Genomic DNA, 24,844 nt, shown 5'->3' on the forward strand with positions numbered 1-24,844 from the left:
ATAGGAAGTGGTAAAGATTACAAGCATCTGAAAAACGGGAATACTCCTGTTTATGGCACAGGTGGATATATGCTATCTGTCAATGACTATCTATATGATGGTGAAAGTGTTTGTATTGGAAGAAAAGGTACGATTGATAGACCTATTTTTCTAAATGGGAAATTTTGGACAGTTGATACTTTGTTTTACACATATAATTTTCAAGGACTATTGCCTCGTTTCTGTTATTATCTCTTTAGTTCAATAAATTGGTTACAGTATAATGAAGCTTCTGGAGTCCCAAGCCTATCAAAGGAAACCATCGAAAACATACAAATTCATTTACCTAATATGTGTGAACAAGAAAGAATCTGTTCTATTCTTGATACAATTAATCGCAAATTAGAGACCGAAAACAAGGCACTTTCAGCATATCAATTGCAGAAGAAATATATTTTGAACAAAATTTTCATATAAACATCTGTCGCAGAAAATATAGCTTTTGTTTCTCAAAGACACAAAGGGTAGCTTTTTCATTTTCTAGTCTCATACATAATATATTAAGAAATGAAGCAATTCTGTTTTGCTCCTCATATGAAGGGATATAATGCATTGTGTTGAAATAAGCATCAATAGAGATATTCAAAAGACCATGGTTCCGCGCACCTTCTCCTGCTATTTCAGAAATAGCTTGATACCATTTATTGGATTCAAAATAATGTACTAAATAATCAGAGTTGACATTATCCAGTGGTTTAAAACAAATATATAAAGTTGATAATGCCCCCTTTTCATGTGAGTCAAGTCGCTTCACAGCTCCCCAAGGATAATCCTTTGAATAACTTTTATTATATGCAAATTCACCATTATATAAAAGGTAATAGTTCGACATATCGTTGCTTGCAACCTGTTTGTTGAAAAAAGAAATCTGATCTACTAAACCATATTGAGCAGCAATTGTTAATGCTCGTTGAGTTTCATTATCTTTATTCTTGCGAGTTACTCGCGATGTAAATTCTTTTAGTGTGCTTTTTCTCCAACTTTCTAAATATTCCGGGAATCGCAAAGCGGGTTTACTTTTTCTATTACAAAATAAAAGATTATCAAGCCCTTTAATTAAGGATTCTAGTTTCTCAATTATTTTGTTTTGAGTCTCGATACGCTCATCAATGAGGAGTAGCAAGTGAGCTATTTTTGCCTGTTCTTCTTTAGAAGGGATGCCAATATAAAGTTCATCAAAGTTTTTAGAATTTATTGAATAAATTTTGGTTCCTTGTGCCAATCGTCTTACTTGATTACGAAAAGGAATTGAAGAAAAAGCATAGCCTTTAAACCCTTTTATAGTTAAGTGTTTCTTATCTCTACCATGAATAGTATGCAAGCCACATACTATACACTTATTATTGCAATTTAAAAACTCAATAGCTTTAGCAACATCATTAGTATCTTCAGAAGCATCAGCGAAGGCTACATCTCCATCTTTACAAATAGTATATTTATTCGGAATAAATTCATCTTTAATATTTGGTAAGGTACATTTATCTAATTCAATTTGAGTTGGAAGCCCTTTATGTATTAGTCCATAGTGGAGATTATGAATATTATCAGTCTCAAATTCTAACTGTTCCCATGACAAAGAATTAGTTGGGAAGAATTCTAATATATCTGAGACTTTATATTCTTTCCACTCTCCTGTAAACTCCGGAAATCTCAAATTTGGAACATTGAGGATATTTGGTACTTAAAGTCTTTCTGTGTATATTCTTTTGAGTAATAATATTAAAATCAGAAGAATATGACAGGAAAAGTAGAAGTTAGTAAGGTAATCGACCTGTGGAAAAATGACAAAAAGCAGTATGTGAAAAAATCAAGTTATTCAGCGTATATGCTTTTAATAGAAAACCACCTGTTACCAAGCTTTGGGAGTCGATTTAGCGTTCAAGAGTCCGACGTTCAAGAATTTGTGTTCAAAAAGTTGGAAGAGGGATTAAGTCAGAAAACTATCAAGGATATCTTGATTGTCTTGAAAATGATATTGAAATTTGGGGTGAAGAATAAACTGCTTGAATATCAACAATTCGACATCCAATTTCCAACAGAAAGAGAAAAGTCTGAAATTGAGGTTCTAAGTAAAAACAATCAGAAAAAAATCATGAATTATGTTCAAGAACATTTTACATTCAAAAACTTAGGAATTTACATTTGCTTGAGTGCCGGTATTCGAATCGGAGAGATTTGTGCTTTGACATGGGATGATATAGATACTGAAACCGGTATTATCAATATCAGAAAGACAATCCAACGGATTTATGTTATAGAAGATAATGATAGACGAACTGAACTTATCCTTGACTCTCCCAAAACAAAGAATTCTATCCGAGATATTCCGATGAGTAGAGATTTACTGAAAATGCTAAAGCCAATTAAGAAAGTGGTAAATAGTTCATTTTATCTATTAACCAATGATTTCAAGCCCACAGAACCCCGCACCTATAGAAACTACTACAAGAAACTGATGAAAGAGTTAGATATGCCAGAACTGAAATTTCATGGACTACGTCATAGCTTTGCCACGAGGTGCATTGAAAGTAAATGTGATTATAAAACGGTTAGTGTCATTTTAGGGCATTCCAATATTAGTACTACTCTTAACTTATACGTCCATCCAAACATGGAGCAAAAGAAAAAATGTATAGATCAAATGTTTAAAGCATTAAGATAAACTGACTGACCTCAAGACTAGAAGTATTTCTTCAAAACGGCTTGAGGTCAGCAAACTAATACTTAAGCTAAAAGATAATCTTATTTCCCTTACTCCCTAATAAATTTCATGAAATCAAAATTGTCGGTTCCATTGCCTAGTATAGCTTGTCTATTATCTTCAATCCTATTCAAAATAGCCATTGCCCGTTCCTCAGCACCATGAATCTGTTTGGTGAATTGGTTGTAAATATCAGTTCCCTCAATTTTTGGAATGATATAACCAATCTGTGTTTCCTCTTCTTTTGTAATCGGTTTACCTTGAAGCGTTTTAACCACCAATTCAAATTCATCAATACTTGTTCCTGTACTGAATTGCGAGCGTTCCTTTTCCGTCAGAATAGGAATACTTTCTTCATCTATAGTGTCCGGATCGATGTCGGAAAGTTCTTCTACTTCCAACGGGATAGACATAAACGGTTTGTTCTCTTCTATCATCTTAGATTGTTGCAACACTAGTTCTTTCAGTTCTGCTATTTCCTTTTTCAAAAGGTCATCCTGTTTTATTGGCTCTTCTTGTTTAGGTTCTCTTTCATCGGATAGTTTGAATTTTGACTTTCCGATAATATCCGGTATCTGGTTTGGCTTTGAGGATTGTTGATTTTCATCCGCATCTCTCTTTCTTGATTGATATTTCTTATCAAACCAGTCTTTGAAGATATTCCAAAGATTCAGGCATGCCATAAAAAAGCAAGCTGTTGCGAGTAGTATTGCTTTTATCTTTTCCGTTTCCATATTTATAGGTTGATTATTCGGATAATTTCCTCAACTAGTAAATTGTATAAAATAATTGAAAAGTATACCACCAGTTAAGTAAAATCTAAGAGAGCATATAATAAAGCTCTGTATTTTACTAACAAATATTAACATTATAAATTCCTTTGTGTATTAACCAACACAGAGGGTAAAATGATAACAATGGTGGAAAAACAAACAATTATACACATGTACCGTACGGTTGGGTACAGTAAACGGGCTATAGCCAGGGAGTTGGATATCAGCCGTAAGACCGTTCATAAAGTCATTTGTGAGTATGAAGCAGCTTTAAACTGTCCTGATCCGGAAGCCTCTCTGGAATCGGTATTAACTACCCAATCACGTTATAACAGTTCGCGGCGCGGCCCTCGTGTTATTGTCGGTAGCCTGAAAGATTTAATAGACGACTGTTTAGAGAAGAACGCCCGTAAACGTGCCATGGGCCTTAAGAAGCAGTGTATGCGAGGTAAAGACATCTACGAACTGTTAATAGACAAAGGCTTTCAGGTCAGCTATACAGGAGTTTGTAAATACATCGCCTCAGTTGCTGCCATCAAGAAAGAGGATAAATCCCAGGAAGCCTTTATCCGTGGTTATTATCCACCGGGAGAGTCCTGTGAGTTTGACTGGGGTGAAGTCAAGCTTTACTTAAATGGCAAACTTCATCGTATCCAGATGGCCGTCTTTACCCTGAGCCATAGTAACGGGCGTTATGCCTGGCTGTTCCATCATCAGGACCAGTTAGCCTTTATGGAGTCACACCGTAACTTTTTCCGCCAGATAAAAGGTGTTCCCTCGATTATGGTCTATGACAATATGCGTGTGGCTATCAAAAAATTTGCAGGAGAAGAAAAGAAACCCACCGATACCCTGCTACGCATGAGTAACTTCTACCGCTACCATTACCGCTTCTGTAATGCCCGTGCCGGTTGGGAAAAGGGGCATGTAGAGCGTTCTGTCGAATATGTCAGGCGTAAAGCTTTCAGTATCAATCTTCATTATACCTCTCTGGCAGATGCCCAAAACCACTTACTGAACATATGTGAGAAGATCAACTCGCGCAGCGGCAGCCCTTCGACAATCAATAAAGTGGAGGAACTGGCCGCAGACCTGGCTGCATTAAGACCCTATACCAATGAGATGGGATGCTTCCAGATGGCTGAGTACAAGGTGGACAAGTGGTCCACCATCTGTATGAACTGTTCTCACTACTCGGTTCCCGATACACTGGTGGGCAAGATCGTTACTGTTAAGATGTACTCCGAGAAGATTGTTATCCTTTTTGGTAATGATAAAGTAGCCGTACACGAACGCATATACTCCCGCCAGAAAGGTTGGTCCATCAAACTGGAACATTACCTGAACACCTTGTTGCGTAAACCTGGAGCACTAAACACTTCCCTGGCATTAAAGCAGATGCCGCAGCCGATACAGGCCTTGTTCAACAAGCATTTTACGGACAAGGCTCGGGATTTTGTCTTCCTTTTACAGTATGCCAGAGAGAACAACTTTAGCGATAACGACATAATAGAAGCATACACTTCATTGAAGGCACGGGGCCTGAGAAGTATATCGGCAGACCAGATCAAGGCCATGATGTATACCAATAACGAACCGCAAGGTATGCCAGATGAACCTATTTATCTGGATGAGAGTCACAAGAGCGGATCTGCCCTGATCGAAGACGGAGCCATGAGGATACTGATGGATCTCTCGCGCATAATGGATACAGAAAACAATATAAAAATTATCACTAATAATTAATAATCAGTTATGAGACAAGAAGTATTTAATATAAACAACAGTATGCAAATGGAAAATCTGAATGAAAAAGAAAAGGTATTTAATTATGCCAAAGAGCTTAAGCTACCAGTCCTGCGGGATGAACTCGACGACTTTATTACCTTGGCAACCGATGAAAACTGGTCCTACCGGTCCTTCATATGCCAGCTGTTAACCAAGGAAATGGACATGCGTATCGAGGCACGCCGCAAACAACGTATCAGGATAGCAGGCTTCCCTGAACTAAAGTACCTTCAGGAACTGGTAAGGGAAGAGTTGCCCAAGGATGCACAAACAGCACTCCCTGAGCTTGAAACGCTGGAATTTATCAAAGAAGGACGTAATATCGTATTTTGTGGTAATCCAGGAACAGGCAAGACGCATATGTCCATAGGCCTCGGTATTAAAGCTTGCCTGGAAGGCTATACAGTCTTCTTTACCTCTGTGCCACGCCTGCTTACACAAATCAGGGAATGCCGATCTCAAAAGAGCCTGAGACAGCTGGAAATGCGCTTCCAGAGGTATGACATGGTCATCTGTGACGAGTTTGGATATGTCTCTTGTGATAAGGAAGGAGGAGAACTGCTATTTAACCATCTGTCTCTCAGGGCAGGAAAGAAGTCTACAATCATTACTACAAATCTTGCTTTTGACAGGTGGGGAGAGATAGTAAAGGATAAGGTTCTCGTGGCGGCGATGGTAGACAGGCTCACGCATAAAGCATATCTGATTAACATGAATGGACAATCTTACAGAGTTAAAGAAACTAAAAAAATGTTACAACCTAATGAAGAATAAATATCTTTAACCAATCTCAGCCGAGACACTTAGTGGTATACTTTTCAATTACTAAGTGGACTACTTTTCAATTATATTATACACTGCTTTGTATGAAATAAGGGATTTGTTGTATGAAATGATTTGTTTTTGTTGGATTTGAAAATTGACTAAAAAAAGAAACCCCTCTATTAATAGAAGGGTTATAGATAATGATTTTTTATTAGATAAAATGATGTATATAGAACTAATAATATCCTTATTATTCACCATAAATAAGTTTTATGAAATGAATTTGGATTTTATAAAATTCAAAAAAGTTTGATTTCTAGCATTCGCATCACTAACAACAGCATCAATGTCCCACATAAATATTCCTATAGGTAGTGTTTTTTTAGGATTCAACGAAATTGCAACTTCTTTTTCTCTATAATACATTTTTCCTGTAGAATATAGCTCTGTATATTCTCCAGATAGAGCCAATTCTGTTGCGTCATCAAATTCGATAATGCCATAATACCAAATTCTTTGTATCTGGTTATTATAATATTTCATTAAACTTCTAGCTCTTGTTTCTAATTGATTAATTGCTTTTAGATTTTCATATTGTCCCACACCTCTTTTCTTTAATTCTACAATAACAATATCAAAAGGCTTATTTTCATTAGGACTATTAGAAAAAATAAATGCTAGATCAGGTCTATCTGAGTCTTTTTCAATTATTTCCTCAGCTGTTATATATGATACTAACTCAGTCATCTCTCTATCACTAAGAGTAATTTCATATGTCATATATTTATCATCAAGCAACCATGCGTTATTCCTATATAAGTCATTGATTGTGTCTTCTTTTAAGAATCTACCATCTTTACCCATATCAGCAAATAACTTATGTAATTCTGCTTCACTATTATTTGAATTAGAATTTTTAAGTCTATTGATAGTCAGTTGCCTAAATAATATATATTCAGTTAATGCTCTTGCGGAAATATCTAATGACTTTTTAAATTGTTCATCATCAAGACTTTTTGCTTCTAGTAATTCTTTTTGAGCCTTAAAAAATTCATCTTGGGCATTTTTGAGAATATCGTTTCTTCTTAAATATCCTATATTCTCTTCCTTAAAATAACCAGATAAATGAGGATATGTATTTACCAAATTATTCCTTATCTGTTGATTGTTTTTTTTGACAGCAGGAACCCTTTCCTCAATTAATGATGCAACCTTTTTTCTAAAAAGATGTTGGATAGCCTCTAATTCTTGAGTTGTGATAGTTAGGTTTTGCCTAGCTAGGTCAACCTTTCCTCTAAAAAAATCAGAGAATAAAAGAAATACCATTTTATACCCAACGGGTGTATTTTCTTTATCTATTATATCTACATTAAACGTTCTGTTGTCAACAGAAATTGCGGAAATAAAAGAACTATTGTTTAGATCATCTGTTTTTTCTATAGAAAAATAAAGTTGAAATTTATCTATCAGATTTATAGAGGCATCTAATTCAACAAACTCTAGATTAGGGATTTCATTATTATTAAGAGACTCCTTGTATATTGTTTCATCTATTCTAGTTTCAATATTTATTATTATTTCTTGTTTTTCTTGTTTAAGTTTAAATAACCTAGGATAAAACTCTTCTAGAATTCTATTCTTAAGATACTTGGGATTTACAAATTTATTCTTAGCTATTTTTTGAAGAGTGTATCCAGTCATAGTAAAAGTAGAGCCTGTTTCTAAACTTTCACTATTTGTTATAATTGAATTTTCTTCTTTAAAACCCTCTGAAAATAAAAAATCTCTTTTCTTTCCCTCTGCATATATGCTTGACACATTGACAGTATCAAAATAACACAAATATACAAGCCTTCCTAACCCTTTATGAGAGCTTTCTTCTACATCAAAAAGTCTAGAAAATTTCCCATATCTATCATCTGTAAATCCAAGACCATTATCTGAAATTTTTATTTCAAAAGTTTCTGGTTTATTGAATGCTTCAATTGAAATATTAATATTTATTTCACTAGCTTCGGCATCTAGCGAATTAGCTATAGCCTCAAAATAAACCATTTCTAAAGATGAATTTCCAAAGAACATTTTAACGGCTTGACCTAGTTTAACTTTCATATATCAAGTAATAAATAAAAAATTGGGACACTAAGATAGAGATTTGCAATGAACAAATACTATAAATATTTTTTATTCTTATTATTTAATATGCCTTATAGGCTAAATATTTTGTAAATATTTATTTTTCAATTTAATAATTTCTTCTAAATTATTTTTATAAAAATGTGTTATCATAACTCTATTTTGACAGAACTTCTTCCAGTCAGAATCGGTAATAGCTTTGAATAATGGGCTTGTTAGAGACCTTTCGTATTCATCTCCATAATCAGAATCTAGACAAGGATAAATGTTATTCTCATTTTTATCTAATAAGTTGGTTAGATAATCAAATGATCTTATTTCTATATTAGCTTCTTGTGCTATTTGATTTCTTTTCTCCACATTTATAGCTAAATCATTTCTTCTTCCAATAATTATAGTAAACTTCAAACAACTATCATTTAAGACTCTAGTATTATAAAAGGGTAAAAATTTTCGAAAATAAGATTTGTTTTCTATTAAGTATCTTTTCCAATCTCTAATTTGTTGTAGTGCATTATTAAAATCTTTTGCTGGAACACCTGCACTTGTGAATAATTGACTAGACGGCTTTTCTATTTCTATAAACTCATATTCTATTCCATTGCTCCATCTGTCTTTTATATTAACGAAGTCTACTTCATACTCACTTCCAAGCTTGAGTTTAGATATAGTTAAATAACATGCAAAATCTGTAAAGAAAAAACCTGCATTATCTTTAATGTATTCATGATATTTTAACTCATTGTAATCATGGTTTAAAAGCTCAAGCCATTCATTTTTCACTTGATCTTTTCTTTTCTGAATGTTTAAAAAGTTACTCATAGGAGACAGTTAAGTGTCATAATATTTTATTTCTAAGCTCTTCTGATTTCTCGATAATTCTCTTAAGCTTTTCTCTTCTTGGTCTGTGTAAATTATACTTCTCTAAATCTGCATACTCTTTTTTGATTGAATTTAAGTGATTAGCTGCATTGTCCAAGGTAAAACTACCATCATAGAACAATTCTTTTTGATCATTTGATTTTAGAGTAAAGTATAACAAAATAATGACAATATTATCAAGAGTTATACTTGTTCCAAGAGAATACATATGAAACTTTTGAATTACTATTATGTTTATATAATCAAAATAGATTCTTTTTTGACCATATTTGCTTAAACGAAATTCTTTTTTCCCTTTTAATTGATCTCGTTTATCTGTAGTCTCAATAAATCCGAATTTTAAGAGTATATCTTCTAATTCTTTATTTGCTGAATATTTTTTCATTGCAATTTCATTTTACTCAAAGATAACTGTTAATTCTTTTAAGCTAGAAAATAGAAGAGAATAAAATTTAGCGAAGTATGTAAAATATACTTTTCTCAAAAATATCCTCCTCCATATTCATCATCTCTATAACAAATTCTTCATAGCTTCATCAATCTGACTATTTTCAAAGCTATCTAAATAAATCTGTGTTGTCTTTAAATCGGAATGTCCTAATGTTTCACTAATCAATGCAATATTAACACCAGAACATTTTAAGACACTAGCAAACGAGTGTCTTGCAACATAGGTAGTAAGATTCGCATTTATTCCTGCTTTGGCTGATATGATTTTCAAACACTTATTTATATGTTCCAAAACCTTATGCTTACGATTATATTTTTGTAGCTCTGTTATATGTATAGTTTTATCAAGAATAGGAAAAATATAATCGTCAGAACAAACACCCTCTTTCAAATAGCTATTTACTATTTGTATAGCTTCTGTGCCGATTGGAATTGTGATTTTCTTTCCTGTTTTTTGCCTAATATAAGATAATTTGCCCTCTGATATATTACTGTGTTGCAAATTTGCAATATCGGTAAAATTGATTCCACCACACAGATAACTAAATACATACAAATCTTTACTTAGTTGCATATATTTATTATTAGAATCAAGGTCAACATTCATTATTTGCTTATTGGATTCTTTAGGAATAGCACGTTTTTCCGTTGTTGTATCAAACTTAGATATTTTAAATTCTTTAAAAGGGTAGGATTCTGCTTTAGCGTTCTTATTGGCGATTGCTTTATTAAATACACTTCGTAACGTTCTGAAAAATACACTTATTGAAGTTTCTTTGCATTGACTGTCTCTAAGCCATTTTTCATATTTATTCAACCATTGCAAAGTTATTTCATTGAAATAAATGTCTAATTTGTTGTTGGTAAAACGTTTTAAGGAGTTGAAAGAATCTCGATAGTTTTTAGCCGTTCCAATTTTACCTATTGACTTTAGATAATCAATATATTCAATATAAAATTCAGAAACGGTTTTGTAGATAATTTTATTCGTCTTTGCGTCTAATAGTGTGGATGCTGTAAAGTCTTTATCTTCGGACTTAAATTCAAGAATCTGTTTTTGATACTCATTTTCTTTCTCTAAAATGATTTTCAAAATTAATTCTCTATTTGGGCAGTTTGCTTTGGGGCGTTCCTTTTCGAAGTCCCAGAATTTAGGATTTACGGATATTCCTAAACTTTTATATTTCTTCTTTCCATCTTTACAGATGCGAATTACTAACGGATGTTCTCCATTTGCTAATGTTTTCGATTTGTAACACAAGATATTAACCATGATTTTACGGTTTAATTCTTGGTTTAACTTTTATCAAAAAACCATTATTATAAACACAAAAAAAGACTTACAATTTACTGTAAGTCTTTGATTTTCAAGTGGGCGTTGACGGATTCGAACCGCCGACCCTCTGCTTGTAAGGCAGATGCTCTGAACCAACTGAGCTAAACGCCCCTTTATGGGTTGCATTATTTCTCAAATGCGATGCAAAGATATTGCTTTTTTTTTATATCCAAAATAAAATGTGTCTTTTTTTTTGAAAAAAATAGAGCATTAATTTTCTTCCAAGCCAAATTCGTCCTTTAATCGCAGAAGATTTTGGTTCTGTTCGGCCATCAAGTCAAATTTTTCTTTAGCCGTAAATGCTAATTTCTTTTCATTGTCAACAGAGATTCGTACTTCCATACGAATATGCGAATTTTTTAATCTGTTTCTAAGGAATGTTAGTATTGTGAATGCCGAATCATTTAACTTTTGTTCTTGTAGCTGATTGTTTACTACAACTTCGAAAAGATCTCGATTTAAGAGGCTGGGTAAACAATTTATCATTGTGTTTTTTAAGTGATGATCGTCTCCTATGGCATCCGATTCAGTATATGATTTCCATTCATTGATAAGTTCCAACGGTGTAAAAGATTCTTCCAATATTACGGATTGGTCGTTTTCAGTCGAAGAAACCTCCTCTTTCTTTTCTTCAGTAATAGCCGATATCGATATTCCTAAGCTGCCGGGCATTTTTGTCTGTACCTTTTGAGAGGATATCGGTGGCGACTTTATTTCCGGAGTTTTAGTAACCTGGGGTTCGGGTTTGGGAGATATATTTGTTATGGGTTTGGTTTGATTGGATGCTATGGGTTGAGAAACAGGCGTGGACGACTGTTGTGTGTGAATTGGATTAATTACTGAGTTTTTTTTTTCTTCACCGCTTTGTGTCGGTTGATCTGATAATTGACAAAGTTTTATTAATGTAAGATCTGATAATAGTCGTTTGTTTCGGCTTAATCTGTAATTAAGATCACAATCGTTTACTATTTCTATTGCTTTGTACAAAAAATGGTTGCTACATTTTTGTGCAATTTCGGTGTAGCGTGATCGAATCGATGCTCCGACTTCGAATAATTCAGCTGTTTTGGCGTCTTTACATAAAAGTAAATCCCTGAAATGAGATGCAATACCTGTTATAACGTTGTGTCCATCAAATCCTCGGTTTAAAATATCGTTGAGAGTTAACAGCGAGTCTGTAACATTTTGGGCTAAAATGCTTTCTGTTAATTTGAAATAATATTCATAATCCAGAACATTAAGATTCTCGATAACAGATTTATATGTGATATTGCCACCGGTAAAGCTTACTACCTGATCGAATATTGATAATGCATCCCGCATGCCTCCATCTGCTTTTTGCGCAAGGATATTTAAGGCTTCGGGGTCGGTAGTTACACCTTCGTTTTCGGCTACATAATGTAAATGTTCTACTATGTCGGTAATGCTTATTCTGCTAAAATCGTATATCTGGCATCGCGATAATATAGTAGGTAATATTTTATGTTTTTCGGTTGTGGCCAAAATGAAGATGGCGTGGTGAGGCGGCTCTTCTAATGTTTTGAGGAAAGCATTGAATGCAGCCGACGACAGCATGTGCACCTCGTCGATAATATACACTTTGTATTTGCCTATTTGGGGCGGAATACGCACCTGATCTATTAATGAGCGAATATCATCGACCGAATTATTGGATGCGGCATCAAGTTCGTGAATATTCAACGAGCGTTGTTCGTTAAATGCCTGACACGATTCGCATTTATTGCAAGCCTCTTTTTCGGGTGTTGGCTCCAGACAATTTATTGTTTTAGCGAATATCCGGGCACATGTGGTTTTTCCAACTCCTCTTGGCCCACAAAATAAATAAGCATGAGCCAGCTTATTCGATGCTATTGCATTTTTAAGAGTTGTTGTGAGCGAGCGTTGCCCGACAACTGAGCGAAAAGTGCTTGGTCGGTATTTTCGTGCCGAAACAATATAATTATCCATAGGGTATCCAAAATATATAGGATTACAAATATACAAAAAGTTAGAGAATTATAATCCCTGCGATTGTTAACTATTGTTTGCCTTTTAAGTAGTTGTCTACTTCGTTTAAAAGGCTTTGAGATACAGGGTATTCAAACTTTCGGGCGAATAAAGCATCTGAATTTATAAGCGATTCAAAGTCGGAATCGTCTAAATTTGCCGGAAAATTTCCATTTCGCTCTTTCCAAAAAATAAAACGAAGATTGTTGTTAACTACATTGTGCTTAAAAGGAGAATCCATAATTAATGTCTGAAAAAATATTTCTTCGGAACAAAAAGAATACTTGAAGCGTGCTAAATATGCCGGATTTGAGTTTGTGTGTTGTAAAACATATTTTACACACTCGCTGCTAAGCGTCCAATAGGTCGATCCTCCATATAAAGGAGGAAACCATTTTGGTAATTTCCTTTTAAATTTGATTAAAGTTTGCAGTTTTTTTGTCAGGGCAATAAATACTCTGCCAAATCCGCTTCGTCCATTTAGATAGTCGTAGAAATTATATTGTTCAATTCTGTCTAATCCTCCATGTGGCCATCGTTCGTAAGGCAATTTTTGAACTTCCATAAACTCTTTGCCTTTATTATTATAGATAAAAGAATCTATGTTTTTACAGCTTTTTATAGGGTAATCGTGTCCCGTAATTAGATGAATATACTCGTTCGAAGAGTCTTTTAAAGCCTCTTCCGATAGATGTAATATTGCTTTTAAATGGTTTATGCCTCCCCAATTTATCTTGTACTTTTGAGAAATCAGTTCGATGCTTTTTATTTGAGAAAGCTTTTCGGTGTCGGAGGCAGACACTTTGCTTTTCCGATCTATATGTATGTATATCTTAAAATTGTCGTAGTTGAAGAAGGTGGCTATCTTTATTAAATGTTCAATATTCTTATAAGCTGTTATGATTATGGCATGTTGCATATGTTTTTTTTGCAAAAATAACAATATTATGAAGATAATATAGCGAATTTAGAGAACGCAAAAGCTTAACACTAAGAAAATTGTTGTAAATTTGTGTTTTGGGAATGAAAAATATTGTATATTTGCTCCCTGAATAAGTAACTTTTGTTAATTATAATAATATGAATCAAAAAACTTTACTGGCTATCTTGGTGATGCTATCTTGTAACCTTTCATATATTCTTGCACAAGAAGAATCGTCTTCTGTAAGTTTAGAACTAGAGGGTGCAGAGACACAGGAGGTACTACACAACGCTTACAAAACCAGCTGGGTTAAAAATCGGTTTAAAGACACATGGTATATAACATTTGGTAGTGGTGTTCAGACTATTATCGCTGAAGATGATGATAAAGCCAATTTTACCGACCGTTTAACTTATGCACCATCTATTACTATTGGTAAATATTTCTCGCCTATATGGGGGTTAAGAGTGCAAATAACCGGAGGATCGTTGCATGGGTTCAATGATGGAGAATCGGGGACATACCGCAAATGGAACAGTGGAAGCGATCACTACCAGGGAGCGGGTTATGCCGGAAGGCCTGGTTATCCGACGACTGCAGATGCTAATTTCGCAACATGGGACCCACAGTGGGTTCGCAGAGGCTATACATTAGACAATGGACAGATTGGGCTTAGCAGTAACGGTTATTTCTGGGGAGATGGATGGCATACAGGAAAGCTATATATGCAACATATAAAATATGCTGCTTTAAATATGAACTTCATGTTCGATTTATTGACCCTGATAGGAGATTACAACCCTAAACGTGCATTCGATATTACTCCTTTTGGAGGAATTGCATATTCTCATTTATTCCCAAGCTGGGGTTATGAGGCTTATGATGTAATTGGAGCAAATGGAGGGGTGAACCTTAAATTTAGATTAGGAAAAAAATGGGATTTTAATTTAGAAGGTAATATTTCATTATATCCGGATGATTATGATGGTCATTTAGGAGGAAGTCGTAGTATGGATATTGTTGCTCAAACAACAGCCGGATTTACTTATAAAATTGGTAAGAGCACTTGGGAGGTTGCACAACCTGCAAGCTACGATATGATTAAAGACCTTAATGATGAGATTACTCGTTTAAGAATTTTAGCTCAACAGGCTAAACCATGTCCTGACTGTCCTGCTTGTCCTGATCCTGTGACTTCGGTAGGAGCTACTAATAATATGAAAGAAACTAAATTCTTACCAGATCCAGTATTCTTCCGTATAGATAAATCTATTATCGATGCTTCGGAATGGCATAAAATAGAAAAAGCAGTAGCATATCTGAACAATCATCCTGATGTGAATGTGGTATTAACAGGTTATGCTGACCGCAAAACAGGTTATCCTGCATATAACATGAGACTGTCGGAAAGACGTGCGAAAGCAGTATCTAAGGCTCTTGTTGAAAGATATGGAGTTACTCCATCAAGAATATCTATTAACTGGGAAGGCGACCGTATACAGCCATTTGATATTAACGCATGGAACCGTGTTGTTGTATTCGTGATTGAAGAATAACACTACCGGATAAAGATACAAGAAAAAGCAGTATGAATCTTCATGCTGCTTTTTTTGTGTACAGATGGTGTTGTAAGTGAGTTATAGTAAAAGATAAGGCTTATTCGTTTTTACGAAAAGAATCCTTATCTTTGAACGCAGACAACAATTGAAGTAAAAGGAGATTGTAGGACTATTGTAATTTTCCCATAGTTAAATAATTATCGACTTAGCACAACAAATAGGTTCTTCAAATTGTTAGAATAGGTAACTTAAAAGTATTATAAATTATGAGAACATCTGAAAAAATCTGGAAAGTAAGTTTGCTTGTCGCATTCTTCTCATTATTGTCGGTTCCGTCTTTTTCTCAAATAAGGTTTGGGGCTCAGGCAGGAGTTGATATTATCGATCACAAAATAAATTCGGATATCCTTAATACAAGAAACCGTCTGGGATTTTATTTAGGACCTAAAATGGAGGCTTCGATCCCGTTTATAGGTTTGGGCGCCGATCTTTCCCTTTTATATGGGCTACACAAATATAAGGTAACAGATAAAGTGAATGCAGATTACGATATCTCTGATTATCACTATCTGAGTATTCCGCTTAACCTGAAAAAGCGCTTTTCGGTTTTGGGTCTGGTAGGCGTGTTCTTTAATGCAGGACCTTATGGTGAAGTGAAACTTAGCGGAGGTAATGTAAAAAAAGCATCTGACGACTTCAAGTCGAGGAATTTTAAGATGGGCTTGAATTTTGGTGGAGGCGTACAACTCTTTAAAAGCTTTGATATAGGCTTGCAGTTCCGTTATAAGCTAACAGACGACTATGCCGATGATAAACCCGGTTTGGGTGATTTGACTAAAATCAATGATAAGACTTGGTCTTTGAATCTTACGTACTTTTTTAAATAATGGCACTATTTGTTGATGTAATTCTGCCTCTTCCCCTCGATTCGTTGTTTACGTATACGGTTCAGGATAATCCGGACGATGTGAAACAAGGATGCAGGGTTATTGTACAGTTTGGTAAAAGGAAGTATTACACGGCAATAGTAGTCAATGTTTACGAAGGTGAACCTAAAGAAGGAATAAAGGAAATAATATCGGTTCTCGACAGGGAGCCGATTGTTTTTTCAACCCAGCTCGAATTTTGGAACTGGGTATCGTCGTACTATATGTGTAGCATTGGCGATGTGTATAAGGCTGCTTTGCCGTCGGCTCTTAAACTGGAGAGCGAAACTCTGATTGCTAAGATTGATGGGTTTGAGAAGAAATCCGAATTTACCCCTACCGAGCTAAAGGTATATTATGCCTTGCCCGATAATGAGGCGGTTAAAATATCGGAGTTGGAAAAACAGCTTAAAATAAGCAACATTATACCTTATGTGAAGTCGCTTGTCGACAAAGGAGCAATAGAGATAAGCGAAGATATAAGGAATAACTATATATCGAAAAAGAGGAATGTTATTTCCTTAGCTAAGGATTTTTCGGAACGCGAGCTTCATCTTTTTATTGACATACTGCAGCGTGCAAAGAAGCAGCAACAACTTTTGATGGAATTTCTCCGAATCAGAGAAGAGGCTTCGGATATAAAGTTGTTTAGCATAGATAAAAAAGAACTGTCTGATAAAACAGGCATTGCTTCTGCCATAATAGATGCATTGGTCGACCGTAAGATATTAAAGCAAACGCAGGAAGAAATCAGTCGTTTCAACTACGGACAGGCTAATCCTGAAGCATCGAATACATTGAATGCTCATCAGCAGGAGGCATACAACAAAATACAATCTTTGTTTAACAACAAATCTGTAGTATTGCTCCATGGTGTAACATCGAGCGGAAAAACAGAAATTTACATCCGCATGATAGCCGAAGCTATTGCCCGTGGGCAACAAGTATTGTATTTATTGCCCGAAATAGCCTTGACTACACAAATTACGGAACGTTTAAAATCTGTATTCGGAAACAAATTGTCGGTCTATCACTCAAAATTTAACGATAATGAACGTGCCGAAACGTGGACAACACTTGTCTCTCAGGGGGAGGGAAGGGTTGTTTTAGGAGCGCGTTCTGCTATATTTTTGCCTTTTTCCGATCTGAGCCTCATAATAGTTGACGAAGAACACGAAAGTTCTTATAAGCAACAAGACCCTGCACCTCGTTATAATGCTCGTAATGCAGCTATTGTGTTAGCTAATATACACAAGTGTAAGGTTTTGCTTGGTACAGCAACTCCGTCTGTCGAAACTTACTACAATGCACGGAACGGAAAATTCGGTTTAGTTACCCTGACTAAACGGCACGATGAAATTGAACTTCCCGAAATTGTACCCGTTAACACAAAAGAATTAAAACGGCGCAAACAAATGAAATCTGTTTTGTCGCCTCCCCTAATAGATAAAATGAAGATTGCTTTTTCCGACGGCAAGCAGGCTATATTGTTTCAGAACCGTAGGGGATTTGCTCCGCTTATTGAATGTAAGGTCTGCTCGTGGACAAAGTATTGCGATCATTGCGATGTGAGTCTTACCTATCACAAAGGGCAGGGTGTTATGGTGTGTCACTATTGCGGTGCAACTTACCGTATACCTGATGTGTGCCCGAATTGCGAAACACCTACATTGGATGTTGTAGGATATGGAACAGAACGTATTGCGGAGGAAGTTGGCGAAGTATTTCCTGATGCTTCGATTGCACGGATGGATTTGGATACAACACGCACAAAGAGGGCTTACGAGCATATTATATCCGATTTTGAATCGGGGAAAACGAATGTGCTTATCGGTACTCAAATGGTATCGAAAGGATTGGATTTTGACAATGTAACCGTGGTTGGTATATTAAACGCTGATGGTTTGTTGAACTATCCCGATTTCAGGGCGCACGAAAAGGCATTTCAGCTTATGACACAGGTTAGCGGACGTGCGGGACGAAAGAATGCGCGTGGGCTTGTTTTGCTGCAAACGGCTAATCCGCAGCATCCTATAATAAAGGATGTGGTAAATAATGACTATGAAAATTTTTATGATACACAGATAGCCGAACGTCAATTGTTTCGCTATCCTCCTTTTTACAGGCTTATATCTGTTGTGTTGAAAGCAAGGGACGAGCGTGTGCTTGAAGAGGCTTCACGCCATTTTGCGCAAATACTGAGAGAATCGTTCGGCGAAAATGTTTTGGGGCCAACAAAGCCGCCTGTTGCCCGTGTGCAATCGTTGTATATAAGAAATATACTTCTGAAAGTGGAGATTCAGGCATCGCCGCAAAAGGTAAGGGATGCTATTAAGTATTATAAAGAATATCTGTTTTCGCAGCCCGATTTCAAGTCGGTACTTATCCAGTTTGATGTAGACCCATTGGTATAAACTTACTGCCTGCCAAAGAAAAAGGCCACCCGTAATGGATAGCCTCTTTTTCTCTTCTGCAAAGCCTTTCGGCTCTCTCAAGAAAATTATTTGCTAGTAGTAGCAACTCTTTTTTCTTTGATTCTTGCTTTTTTACCTGTAAGAGCACGAAGGTAATACAATTTAGCTCTACGAACTTTACCAACTTTGTTTACAGTGATGCTGTCGATAAATGGAGATTCAAGAGGAAAAATTCTCTCTACACCAATGTTATCAGACATTTTACGAACAGTGAAACGTTTTTTATCGCCGTGTCCTCCTATTTTAATAACAACACCACGATATTGCTGAACGCGTTCTTTGTTACCTTCTTTAATACGGTAAGCGACTGTTACAGTATCACCACTTTTAAATTTAGGATGCTCTTTCCCTGTGGCAAATGCTTGTTCTGCAATCTTAATTAAATCCATCTTTTTTAATAGCTATTATTGTGATTCTACGCAATATACACGGGCTTGTCCCGTCAGAGATTACGCAAAGCGGTGCAAAGATAGATATTTTTTTATAATTGACAAGTTATTGGTTTATATAATAAACACTTCGGTTCAATCTCTGAATCGTTTTGTCAACTCGTCAAAAGCATCGATGCGCCTGTCGCGAAAGAATGGCCACATGCGGCGTACCTCTTCCGACCGTTTCATATTTATTTCTACTACCTGTGTCTCTTCGTCCGAGTTGCTGCCTTGCCAAAGAAGTTCGCCTTGCGGACCTGCTACAAAGCTGTTGCCCCAAAACTGAATGCCGTTTGTTTGTGCTGACGGATCGGGTTCGTAACCGGTACGGTTTACCGACACCACATGCAGGCCATTTGCCACCGCATGTCCTCGTTGCGATATAACCCATGCGCCCAGCTGGCGTTGTTTCTCTTCGTCCGAATCGGTCGATTCCCAACCTATTGCTGTTGGATATATCAACAGGTCGGCTCCTGCCAATGCCATCAGACGTGCAGCTTCGGGATACCATTGATCCCAGCAAACCAATACTCCCAATTTTCCGACTGATGTTTCGATTGGCCGAAAACCCAAATCGCCGGGTGTAAAGTAAAACTTCTCGTAATAAGCCGGATCGTCGGGGATATGCATTTTACGGTATTTGCCAGCAATACTGCCGTTTTTTTCAATAACTACCGCTGTATTATGGTATAAACCGGGTGCGCGGCGTTCGAACAGCGAAAGAACCAATACTATGCCCAATTCTTTGGCCAATGCTCCAAATTCGTCAGTCGATTTTCCGGGTATAGTTTCCGCTAAATCAAAAATATCAGGATCTTCAACCTGACAAAAGTAAAGCGAATTGTGCAGCTCCTGTAAAACAACTAATTCGGCTCCTTGTGCAGCTACAGCTTTTATGTTTTCTTTCAGCTTGTTTATATTGACGCTTGTTTCGGATGCATTTTTTTGTTGAACGATTCCTATTTTCATTATATCTGATCTTTTATTTTACGTAGTTTTCGGGATACTGCATTGTTACACAGTGTAACGATCCGTGTTGTTTTATAATAGGCAAACAATTTATTCCGATAATCTCTCTGTCGGGGAAAGCTTTTTGTATTTGCTCCAATGCCGGTTTGTCTTTATTGCTTTTGTAAGTAGGTACTAACACAGCCCCGTTTATTATCAGAAAATTAGCATAAGTGGCGGGTAATCGCTCTCCGTCTTCCATTACTTTGTTAGCCATAGGGAGCGGAATCAGGTTGTATGGTTTTCCTTCGAAATCGGTAAACGATCGCAGTTGTTCTTCCATTTTTGATAATGCACCGTGATGTTCGTCCGTTGGGTCGTCACATTTTACGTATGCAATGGTGCGCTCGTCGCAAAAGCGGGCAAGTGTGTCGATATGGCTGTCGGTATCGTCTCCGGCCAGATATCCGTAATCGACCCAAAGCACACGGTTTAAACCAAATGATTTTTTCAGGTATTCTTCCACTCCGCCTTTGTCGAGATATGAATTTCTGTTGGGCGAAAGCAGGCACTCCGAGGTGGTTAATAATGTTCCTTTTCCGTCGGTTTCGAGAGAACCGCCTTCCAGCACAAAATCTTTTTTATTTATTAATTGTACTTCGGGTGCAAAACAATTCATTTTGAATAATTCCCTGTTTATTAAATTGTCGGAATTTGCGGCAAATTTCATTCCCCAACCGTTGAATGTGAAATCGTATAAAACGGGTTTGTCTTCAATCAGAACCGATATTGAGCCATGGTCGCGTGCCCATGTGTCGTTCGATGGAATTTCGACAAGTATCAGGTTCGACTTGTCGAAACCGTCGCCTAATAAAAATTTTACTAAAGGCGAGTTATGGCAAACAATAATAAGTTTCTGACGTTTCAGAATTTCCTGTGCAATATTAACAAAACAAGCCGAGATTTCTTCGAGCATATATGCCCAGTCCGAAAATTCGTGAGGCCATGTCAGTTGTATTGCACTTTGCGAATACCACTCGGGCGGAAAAAATACTTTCGACATATACTGTAATTCTTATTTTTATTAAAAACTTAGTTATTCTATTTGTCTAGAATAACGATGCCGTTTAAAAGCTGTTTAAAGTCTGTTGTTTGAAAAACCTTACATATCTGACAGCTTTTTTTACTTTTGAATGTTTTATGTAAACTGTTAGTATTCTAAATATTGAAACTATTCCAATTGTATTTGCGAGGCTTTATCCCGAAATTCTATCGATGTAGAATTAGCTTGTTATCCTAATGCCTTAAATCATGCGATTTTTCGAAAACCTGACAAACCTTACAGTTTTTATCTGTTTTTTATAACAGTTAATAGTGTCCGATGTTTATTTTGTCGTCCCGTTTTCTATATAGATAAAACAAGGGAGTATAATACTCAGTAATTCAACCGAAAATGCAAAATTACAAATTAATTTCCCGAATCAGATGTTTTTGTTTCGAGCCTTTAAATATTCTTTCGTTTTTCACATGTCCTTTTAGCTCGGGTGCGGGAACTCCACTTCCAAATTGTTTGTCGGCAATTTCGATAAATGCTTCATCCCATAGTTGGGCATTGATAAAACTATTGAGTAGCAGGCTGCCCCCTTCAACCAGTAGCGAGTCTATTTTCAGTTCGTTTAATTTGCTCAACAAAGTAGGTAAAAGATGCTTGTCGAACGGTATTTCTACATAAGTGACATTTATCTCGCTTGGTTGGTTGTCAGGAAGACTTTCGGTAAAGATCAATGTCCGGATACTATTGTCAAATATTTTATAATCTTTAGGTATTCGTCCTAGCCTGTCGAGAACAATACGGATAGGATTTTTTCCATACCAATAGCGGGTTGTAAGCGAAGGGTTGTCGTTAATCGCTGTATTTGTTCCTATCATAATTGCGGCAACTTCCGAACGTAGCTTATGCACGAGCATACGTGTAAATTCGTTTGATATTGGGGTAGGAGTGTGCAGGCTGTTTTCTGTTCGTAATTTGTCAATAAAGCCGTCTTCGGTCTGTGCCCATTTCAGATAGATATAAGGGCGTTTTTTCACTTGTGCCGAAATGAATTCCTTATTAAGCAAGCGGGCTTCGTGTTCAAGAACCCCTGTTATTACTTCAATTCCTGCGTTTTGTAGCATCCTTATTCCTCGTCCCGAAACTTCGGGGTAAGGGTCGGTCGTTGCTACAACTACTTTCGGTATTCCCGAGTCTATTATTAGTTGCGAGCAAGGTGGCGTTTTGCCATAATGTGAGCAGGGTTCGAGCGATACATAAATTACAGATTCGCGCAAAAGCGACTTATCTTTTACACTGTTTATTGCGTTTACCTCGGCGTGTGGCTTCCCGTATTCTCTGTGAAAACCTTCTCCTATTATTTTGTTGTTGTGTACAATAACAGCTCCTACCATAGGGTTAGGGCTGACATATCCTCTGCCGTTTTCGGCGAGTTGCAAACAACGTCGCATATATTTTTCTTCGGTGGTCATTCTCCCAATTTCTTTGATTTGCTGTTGCAATTTACAAAAAACCTGACAGTTTTATATCTGTATCTTATTATAAAATAGCAAAGGCCGATAATTGCTATCGACCCATACTTGGTGTTACTATCATGAAAAATATTACTGTTGGCGATAATGTACAATTGCCGAATCGGCTTTGAGTTCGATGTTTAATCTGGCATCTTTATTTTTAGGATTCCAATAAAGTTCTCTGGCTTCCGATTTGGGAAAATATACGCTCTTATGTCTTGAGCTTGTAAGAACTTCGACTTGTATGTCGCAATCTTTAACTTCCCACCAGTCAAGAGCGTCAAGATCGATATTTAATGTGTCAACTTTTGATTTTTTTATGCTAAAACTATTGTTTCGTTTTATTTCAGGTGTTATTTTCTTAATACTACAGTTTTCGATATTTATTGAGCCTGTCATTTTTATATTAACATCATCTGTAACTATATTCTTTAAGTTAGCACCTAATCCGTAAACATTACTGATTATATTGATTGACGAATCGGCGGATAACTTAAGGTCCATTTTTTCAACAAACAAATTTGACTTAATATTATGATCTTCATACAATCTGTCAAGGTTTAGCTTAATAATAAGAGTATCGTTCGAGTTTTTTATGTTGACATATGGCTGTAACTTTTTCGAATATGTAATTTCCTTTTTATTATTCGTTTTTGCTGCCGGTTCAATAAATAAACATCCTTTCAGGTAATGTTGATTGTTCTGTTGTGTTTCATAATCCAATAAAACAACTTTGTAAGGAGCTATTTCCATGTTGACGGGATTGTTGTTCAACCCAAAATCATATTTTGGTATACTATGATCCGCAATCCGTAAATATATTATAAAGGCTATTGTTACAGCTATAATCCCACCAATAACTCCCAGGAATATTTTAGATGTAGTTCTCATATTTTGTATTATTTATTGATTCTTTTTATATTCTTCATACATTTTCATTACATCTTCCATTGTAATGTCAAGTGTATATATTTGTTTGAAAAAGTCGTTAATGTCGCTTTTCAAAAAGTTGTTTTTACGCATTTCCTTTATCCTGTTTTTTGCTCCATCGGCAACAAAATAACCGATACCTCTTTTGTTATAGATAATTTCTTGCGATTGCAAACTTTCGAACGAGCGCATAACCGTGTTGAAGTTCACTTCTACTATCGAGGCATATTCGCGTACCGACGGAATGCGTTCGGTTTCGGGGTGTTTATCGAGTAAAATCTCGTCACAAATACGCTCTGCTATTTGTAAGTATATTGCTTTGTTTTCTTTAAAATCCATGTTACCATCGTTTTATTATTTCCGATTCTTTAAACCGGAAGTATGCTAATACCCAATTGAAAAGAGAGAATATGCATAAGAAGATTAGTGATAGATTTTTAGGCATCATGTTTCCTGTGCATGCATTCATTGCTGATGAAAACTCTTTTGTGCCCTCTTCGCCGCTAAACAAAGCTGAAGTTACAAAGTAGCAAATAAGACAATACGCTATAAAAATAGCTGTTCCGGCAGCAAAGGTTTTTACCAGTGAGTTTTTAGGCCAGAATGTAGTACCCAGAATAAATAATGATTGGAAGTAGAAATAAGAACAGATTATTATAAACACATGATACCAATTAGTGAAGAGAGTGGGTATCTCGTTACTATATCCGAATTCTGATGATATTAAATTGCTAAACTTTATAAACGGAATATTTATATCGGGGTAACGCACCGAGCAAAATAGCACTCTTGTTGCATCACTTAGTAAGAATATTGCCGAAAAAATAATTATGAATCCTAAGGTGAATGTAACCCACCGCGATAAATATTTTTCGAATGATGATGCAGGCAACATTAAGTATGAGATGCGCTTTACCTTATTATTTATCGGGTTCATTGCCTGTGCTGCTGCGATAAATCCAAACACAAAAAACAGTATAATGGCATATCGTATCAAGTCGATATTTAGTTGTGCAGCATAAAATTGAAGTTCTGTGGCAGACTTATATTCTATATGATAAACTGTGGTTGAGTTCCATATAAAAATAAGAGTGAGTACTCCGTATATTGCAAGCATGTACAGCAAATATTTTTTCATGTTCTCCTGTGCGTCTTTGCAAAGAAGAAAGCCGAAGCGTTTTATGCTGAAAAAGTTATTGTTACTCATAGTCG

22 protein-coding genes and 1 tRNA gene are annotated in these 24,844 nt (G+C 36.0%); 7 read left to right on the plus strand and 16 right to left on the minus strand.

The genetic code is table 11. The annotated features are described in order from the left end of the window. Positions 1 to 456 (plus strand): restriction endonuclease subunit S, encoded by a 456-nt coding sequence (locus D0T53_RS04930; RefSeq protein ID WP_370457788.1) that lies wholly within the window; start codon positions 1 to 3, stop codon positions 454 to 456. On the opposite strand, the gene D0T53_RS04935 is transcribed toward D0T53_RS04930, so the two are convergent. Further along, positions 449 to 1,693 (minus strand): restriction endonuclease subunit S, encoded by a 1,245-nt coding sequence (locus tag D0T53_RS04935; protein ID WP_163265678.1) that lies wholly within the window; start codon positions 1,691 to 1,693, stop codon positions 449 to 451. The two genes, D0T53_RS04930 and D0T53_RS04935, sit on opposite strands and share 8 nt — an antisense overlap. A gap of 81 nt (positions 1,694 to 1,774) precedes the next feature. Here D0T53_RS04935 and D0T53_RS04940 point away from each other — a divergent pair, with 81 nt between their 5' ends. Then, positions 1,775 to 2,701 (plus strand): site-specific integrase, encoded by a 927-nt coding sequence (locus D0T53_RS04940; protein WP_163265680.1) that lies wholly within the window; start codon positions 1,775 to 1,777, stop codon positions 2,699 to 2,701. A gap of 89 nt (positions 2,702 to 2,790) precedes the next feature. Here the strand turns inward: D0T53_RS04940 and D0T53_RS04945 are convergent, their stop codons facing one another. Beyond that, positions 2,791 to 3,474 (minus strand): hypothetical protein, encoded by a 684-nt coding sequence (locus D0T53_RS04945; protein ID WP_163265682.1) that lies wholly within the window; start codon positions 3,472 to 3,474, stop codon positions 2,791 to 2,793. 183 nt (positions 3,475 to 3,657) lie between these two features. Between D0T53_RS04945 and istA the strand changes: the two genes are divergently transcribed. Both istA and istB read left to right on the plus strand, forming a co-directional pair. Further along, positions 3,658 to 5,259 carry an IS21 family transposase gene (istA, locus tag D0T53_RS04950; RefSeq protein ID WP_163265684.1) on the plus strand — a complete coding sequence of 534 codons (1,602 nt, stop codon included), beginning with the start codon at positions 3,658 to 3,660 and terminating at the stop codon, positions 5,257 to 5,259. A 48-nt stretch (positions 5,260 to 5,307) separates the two neighbouring features. Beyond that, on the plus strand, positions 5,308 to 6,075 hold the full coding sequence (gene istB, locus D0T53_RS04955) for an IS21-like element helper ATPase IstB (protein ID WP_163265686.1): 768 nt from the start codon (positions 5,308 to 5,310) through the stop codon (positions 6,073 to 6,075). A gap of 261 nt (positions 6,076 to 6,336) precedes the next feature. Here the strand turns inward: istB and D0T53_RS04960 are convergent, their stop codons facing one another. The 7 genes from D0T53_RS04960 to D0T53_RS04990 all read right to left on the minus strand — a co-directional run bounded on the left by D0T53_RS04960 (position 6,337) and on the right by D0T53_RS04990 (position 13,796). Beyond that, entirely contained in the window at positions 6,337 to 8,178 is a 1,842-nt protein-coding gene (locus tag D0T53_RS04960; RefSeq protein WP_163265688.1) for an ATP-binding protein, read from the minus strand. A gap of 102 nt (positions 8,179 to 8,280) precedes the next feature. Continuing rightward, entirely contained in the window at positions 8,281 to 9,024 is a 744-nt protein-coding gene (locus D0T53_RS04965; protein ID WP_163265690.1) for a Shedu anti-phage system protein SduA domain-containing protein, read from the minus strand. 16 nt (positions 9,025 to 9,040) lie between these two features. Further along, a complete protein-coding gene (locus D0T53_RS04970; protein ID WP_163265692.1) occupies positions 9,041 to 9,469 on the minus strand; it encodes a hypothetical protein in 429 nt (142 codons plus the stop codon). 126 nt (positions 9,470 to 9,595) lie between these two features. Continuing rightward, on the minus strand, positions 9,596 to 10,807 hold the full coding sequence (locus D0T53_RS04975) for a site-specific integrase (protein WP_163265694.1): 1,212 nt from the start codon (positions 10,805 to 10,807) through the stop codon (positions 9,596 to 9,598). 99 nt (positions 10,808 to 10,906) lie between these two features. Further along, positions 10,907 to 10,981: transfer RNA gene (locus tag D0T53_RS04980), tRNA-Val, on the minus strand. A 99-nt stretch (positions 10,982 to 11,080) separates the two neighbouring features. Further along, positions 11,081 to 12,838, minus strand: coding sequence for a DNA polymerase III subunit gamma/tau (locus D0T53_RS04985; protein WP_163265696.1), 1,758 nt, complete (start codon positions 12,836 to 12,838; stop codon positions 11,081 to 11,083). Between the two features lie 70 nt (positions 12,839 to 12,908). Further along, complete coding sequence (locus D0T53_RS04990; protein WP_163265698.1) at positions 12,909 to 13,796, minus strand: beta-1,6-N-acetylglucosaminyltransferase; 888 nt, start codon at positions 13,794 to 13,796, stop codon at positions 12,909 to 12,911. Positions 13,797 to 13,957: 161 nt separating this feature from the next. Here D0T53_RS04990 and D0T53_RS04995 point away from each other — a divergent pair, with 161 nt between their 5' ends. The 3 genes from D0T53_RS04995 (at position 13,958) to priA (ending at position 18,698) form a co-directional block, all read left to right on the plus strand. Continuing rightward, complete coding sequence (locus tag D0T53_RS04995; RefSeq protein ID WP_163265700.1) at positions 13,958 to 15,355, plus strand: OmpA family protein; 1,398 nt, start codon at positions 13,958 to 13,960, stop codon at positions 15,353 to 15,355. Positions 15,356 to 15,624: 269 nt separating this feature from the next. After that, positions 15,625 to 16,245, plus strand: a complete 621-nt coding sequence (locus D0T53_RS05000) for a porin family protein (RefSeq protein WP_163265702.1) — start codon at positions 15,625 to 15,627, stop codon at positions 16,243 to 16,245. Then, a complete protein-coding gene (priA, locus tag D0T53_RS05005) occupies positions 16,245 to 18,698 on the plus strand; it encodes a primosomal protein N' (protein ID WP_163265704.1) in 2,454 nt (817 codons plus the stop codon). The genes D0T53_RS05000 and priA overlap by 1 nt, the downstream gene beginning before the upstream one ends. Positions 18,699 to 18,784: 86 nt before the next feature. On the opposite strand, the gene rplS is transcribed toward priA, so the two are convergent. The 7 genes from rplS to D0T53_RS05040 all read right to left on the minus strand — a co-directional run bounded on the left by rplS (position 18,785) and on the right by D0T53_RS05040 (position 24,839). Continuing rightward, on the minus strand, positions 18,785 to 19,147 hold the full coding sequence (gene rplS, locus D0T53_RS05010; RefSeq protein WP_163265706.1) for a 50S ribosomal protein L19: 363 nt from the start codon (positions 19,145 to 19,147) through the stop codon (positions 18,785 to 18,787). Between the two features lie 135 nt (positions 19,148 to 19,282). After that, positions 19,283 to 20,158, minus strand: coding sequence for a carbon-nitrogen hydrolase (locus D0T53_RS05015; RefSeq protein WP_163265708.1), 876 nt, complete (start codon positions 20,156 to 20,158; stop codon positions 19,283 to 19,285). A gap of 13 nt (positions 20,159 to 20,171) precedes the next feature. Continuing rightward, entirely contained in the window at positions 20,172 to 21,200 is a 1,029-nt protein-coding gene (locus tag D0T53_RS05020) for an agmatine deiminase family protein (protein ID WP_163265710.1), read from the minus strand. A 398-nt stretch (positions 21,201 to 21,598) separates the two neighbouring features. Beyond that, on the minus strand, positions 21,599 to 22,660 hold the full coding sequence (gene ribD, locus D0T53_RS05025) for a bifunctional diaminohydroxyphosphoribosylaminopyrimidine deaminase/5-amino-6-(5-phosphoribosylamino)uracil reductase RibD (RefSeq protein WP_163265712.1): 1,062 nt from the start codon (positions 22,658 to 22,660) through the stop codon (positions 21,599 to 21,601). Positions 22,661 to 22,792: 132 nt separating this feature from the next. Beyond that, complete coding sequence (locus tag D0T53_RS05030; RefSeq protein WP_163265714.1) at positions 22,793 to 23,593, minus strand: hypothetical protein; 801 nt, start codon at positions 23,591 to 23,593, stop codon at positions 22,793 to 22,795. Positions 23,594 to 23,605: 12 nt separating this feature from the next. Continuing rightward, positions 23,606 to 23,971: a GntR family transcriptional regulator gene (locus D0T53_RS05035; RefSeq protein ID WP_163265716.1), complete on the minus strand. Its 366-nt coding sequence runs from the start codon at positions 23,969 to 23,971 to the stop codon at positions 23,606 to 23,608. Position 23,972: 1 nt separating this feature from the next. Continuing rightward, positions 23,973 to 24,839: a hypothetical protein gene (locus D0T53_RS05040; RefSeq protein ID WP_163265718.1), complete on the minus strand. Its 867-nt coding sequence runs from the start codon at positions 24,837 to 24,839 to the stop codon at positions 23,973 to 23,975. Between the last annotated feature and the right edge of the window lie 5 nt (positions 24,840 to 24,844).

The sequence above is a fragment of the Dysgonomonas sp. 216 genome, assembly GCF_010501065.1.
GTDB lineage: Bacteria > Bacteroidota > Bacteroidia > Bacteroidales > Dysgonomonadaceae > QVMM01.

Coding starts and splice junctions, on each gene's coding strand:
- D0T53_RS04940 (WP_163265680.1), top strand. CDS start 1,775: ATGACAGGAAAAGTAGAAGTTAGTAAGGTAATCGACCTGTGGAAAAAT.
- D0T53_RS04945 (WP_163265682.1), bottom strand. CDS start 3,474: ATGGAAACGGAAAAGATAAAAGCAATACTACTCGCAACAGCTTGCTTT.
- istA (WP_163265684.1), top strand. CDS start 3,658: ATGGTGGAAAAACAAACAATTATACACATGTACCGTACGGTTGGGTAC.
- istB (WP_163265686.1), top strand. CDS start 5,308: ATGGAAAATCTGAATGAAAAAGAAAAGGTATTTAATTATGCCAAAGAG.
- D0T53_RS04960 (WP_163265688.1), bottom strand. CDS start 8,178: ATGAAAGTTAAACTAGGTCAAGCCGTTAAAATGTTCTTTGGAAATTCA.
- D0T53_RS04965 (WP_163265690.1), bottom strand. CDS start 9,024: ATGAGTAACTTTTTAAACATTCAGAAAAGAAAAGATCAAGTGAAAAAT.
- D0T53_RS04970 (WP_163265692.1), bottom strand. CDS start 9,469: ATGAAAAAATATTCAGCAAATAAAGAATTAGAAGATATACTCTTAAAA.
- D0T53_RS04975 (WP_163265694.1), bottom strand. CDS start 10,807: ATGGTTAATATCTTGTGTTACAAATCGAAAACATTAGCAAATGGAGAA.
- D0T53_RS04985 (WP_163265696.1), bottom strand. CDS start 12,838: ATGGATAATTATATTGTTTCGGCACGAAAATACCGACCAAGCACTTTT.
- D0T53_RS04990 (WP_163265698.1), bottom strand. CDS start 13,796: ATGCAACATGCCATAATCATAACAGCTTATAAGAATATTGAACATTTA.
- D0T53_RS04995 (WP_163265700.1), top strand. CDS start 13,958: ATGAATCAAAAAACTTTACTGGCTATCTTGGTGATGCTATCTTGTAAC.
- D0T53_RS05000 (WP_163265702.1), top strand. CDS start 15,625: ATGAGAACATCTGAAAAAATCTGGAAAGTAAGTTTGCTTGTCGCATTC.
- priA (WP_163265704.1), top strand. CDS start 16,245: ATGGCACTATTTGTTGATGTAATTCTGCCTCTTCCCCTCGATTCGTTG.
- rplS (WP_163265706.1), bottom strand. CDS start 19,147: ATGGATTTAATTAAGATTGCAGAACAAGCATTTGCCACAGGGAAAGAG.
- D0T53_RS05015 (WP_163265708.1), bottom strand. CDS start 20,158: ATGAAAATAGGAATCGTTCAACAAAAAAATGCATCCGAAACAAGCGTC.
- D0T53_RS05020 (WP_163265710.1), bottom strand. CDS start 21,200: ATGTCGAAAGTATTTTTTCCGCCCGAGTGGTATTCGCAAAGTGCAATA.
- ribD (WP_163265712.1), bottom strand. CDS start 22,660: ATGACCACCGAAGAAAAATATATGCGACGTTGTTTGCAACTCGCCGAA.
- D0T53_RS05030 (WP_163265714.1), bottom strand. CDS start 23,593: ATGAGAACTACATCTAAAATATTCCTGGGAGTTATTGGTGGGATTATA.
- D0T53_RS05035 (WP_163265716.1), bottom strand. CDS start 23,971: ATGGATTTTAAAGAAAACAAAGCAATATACTTACAAATAGCAGAGCGT.
- D0T53_RS05040 (WP_163265718.1), bottom strand. CDS start 24,839: ATGAGTAACAATAACTTTTTCAGCATAAAACGCTTCGGCTTTCTTCTT.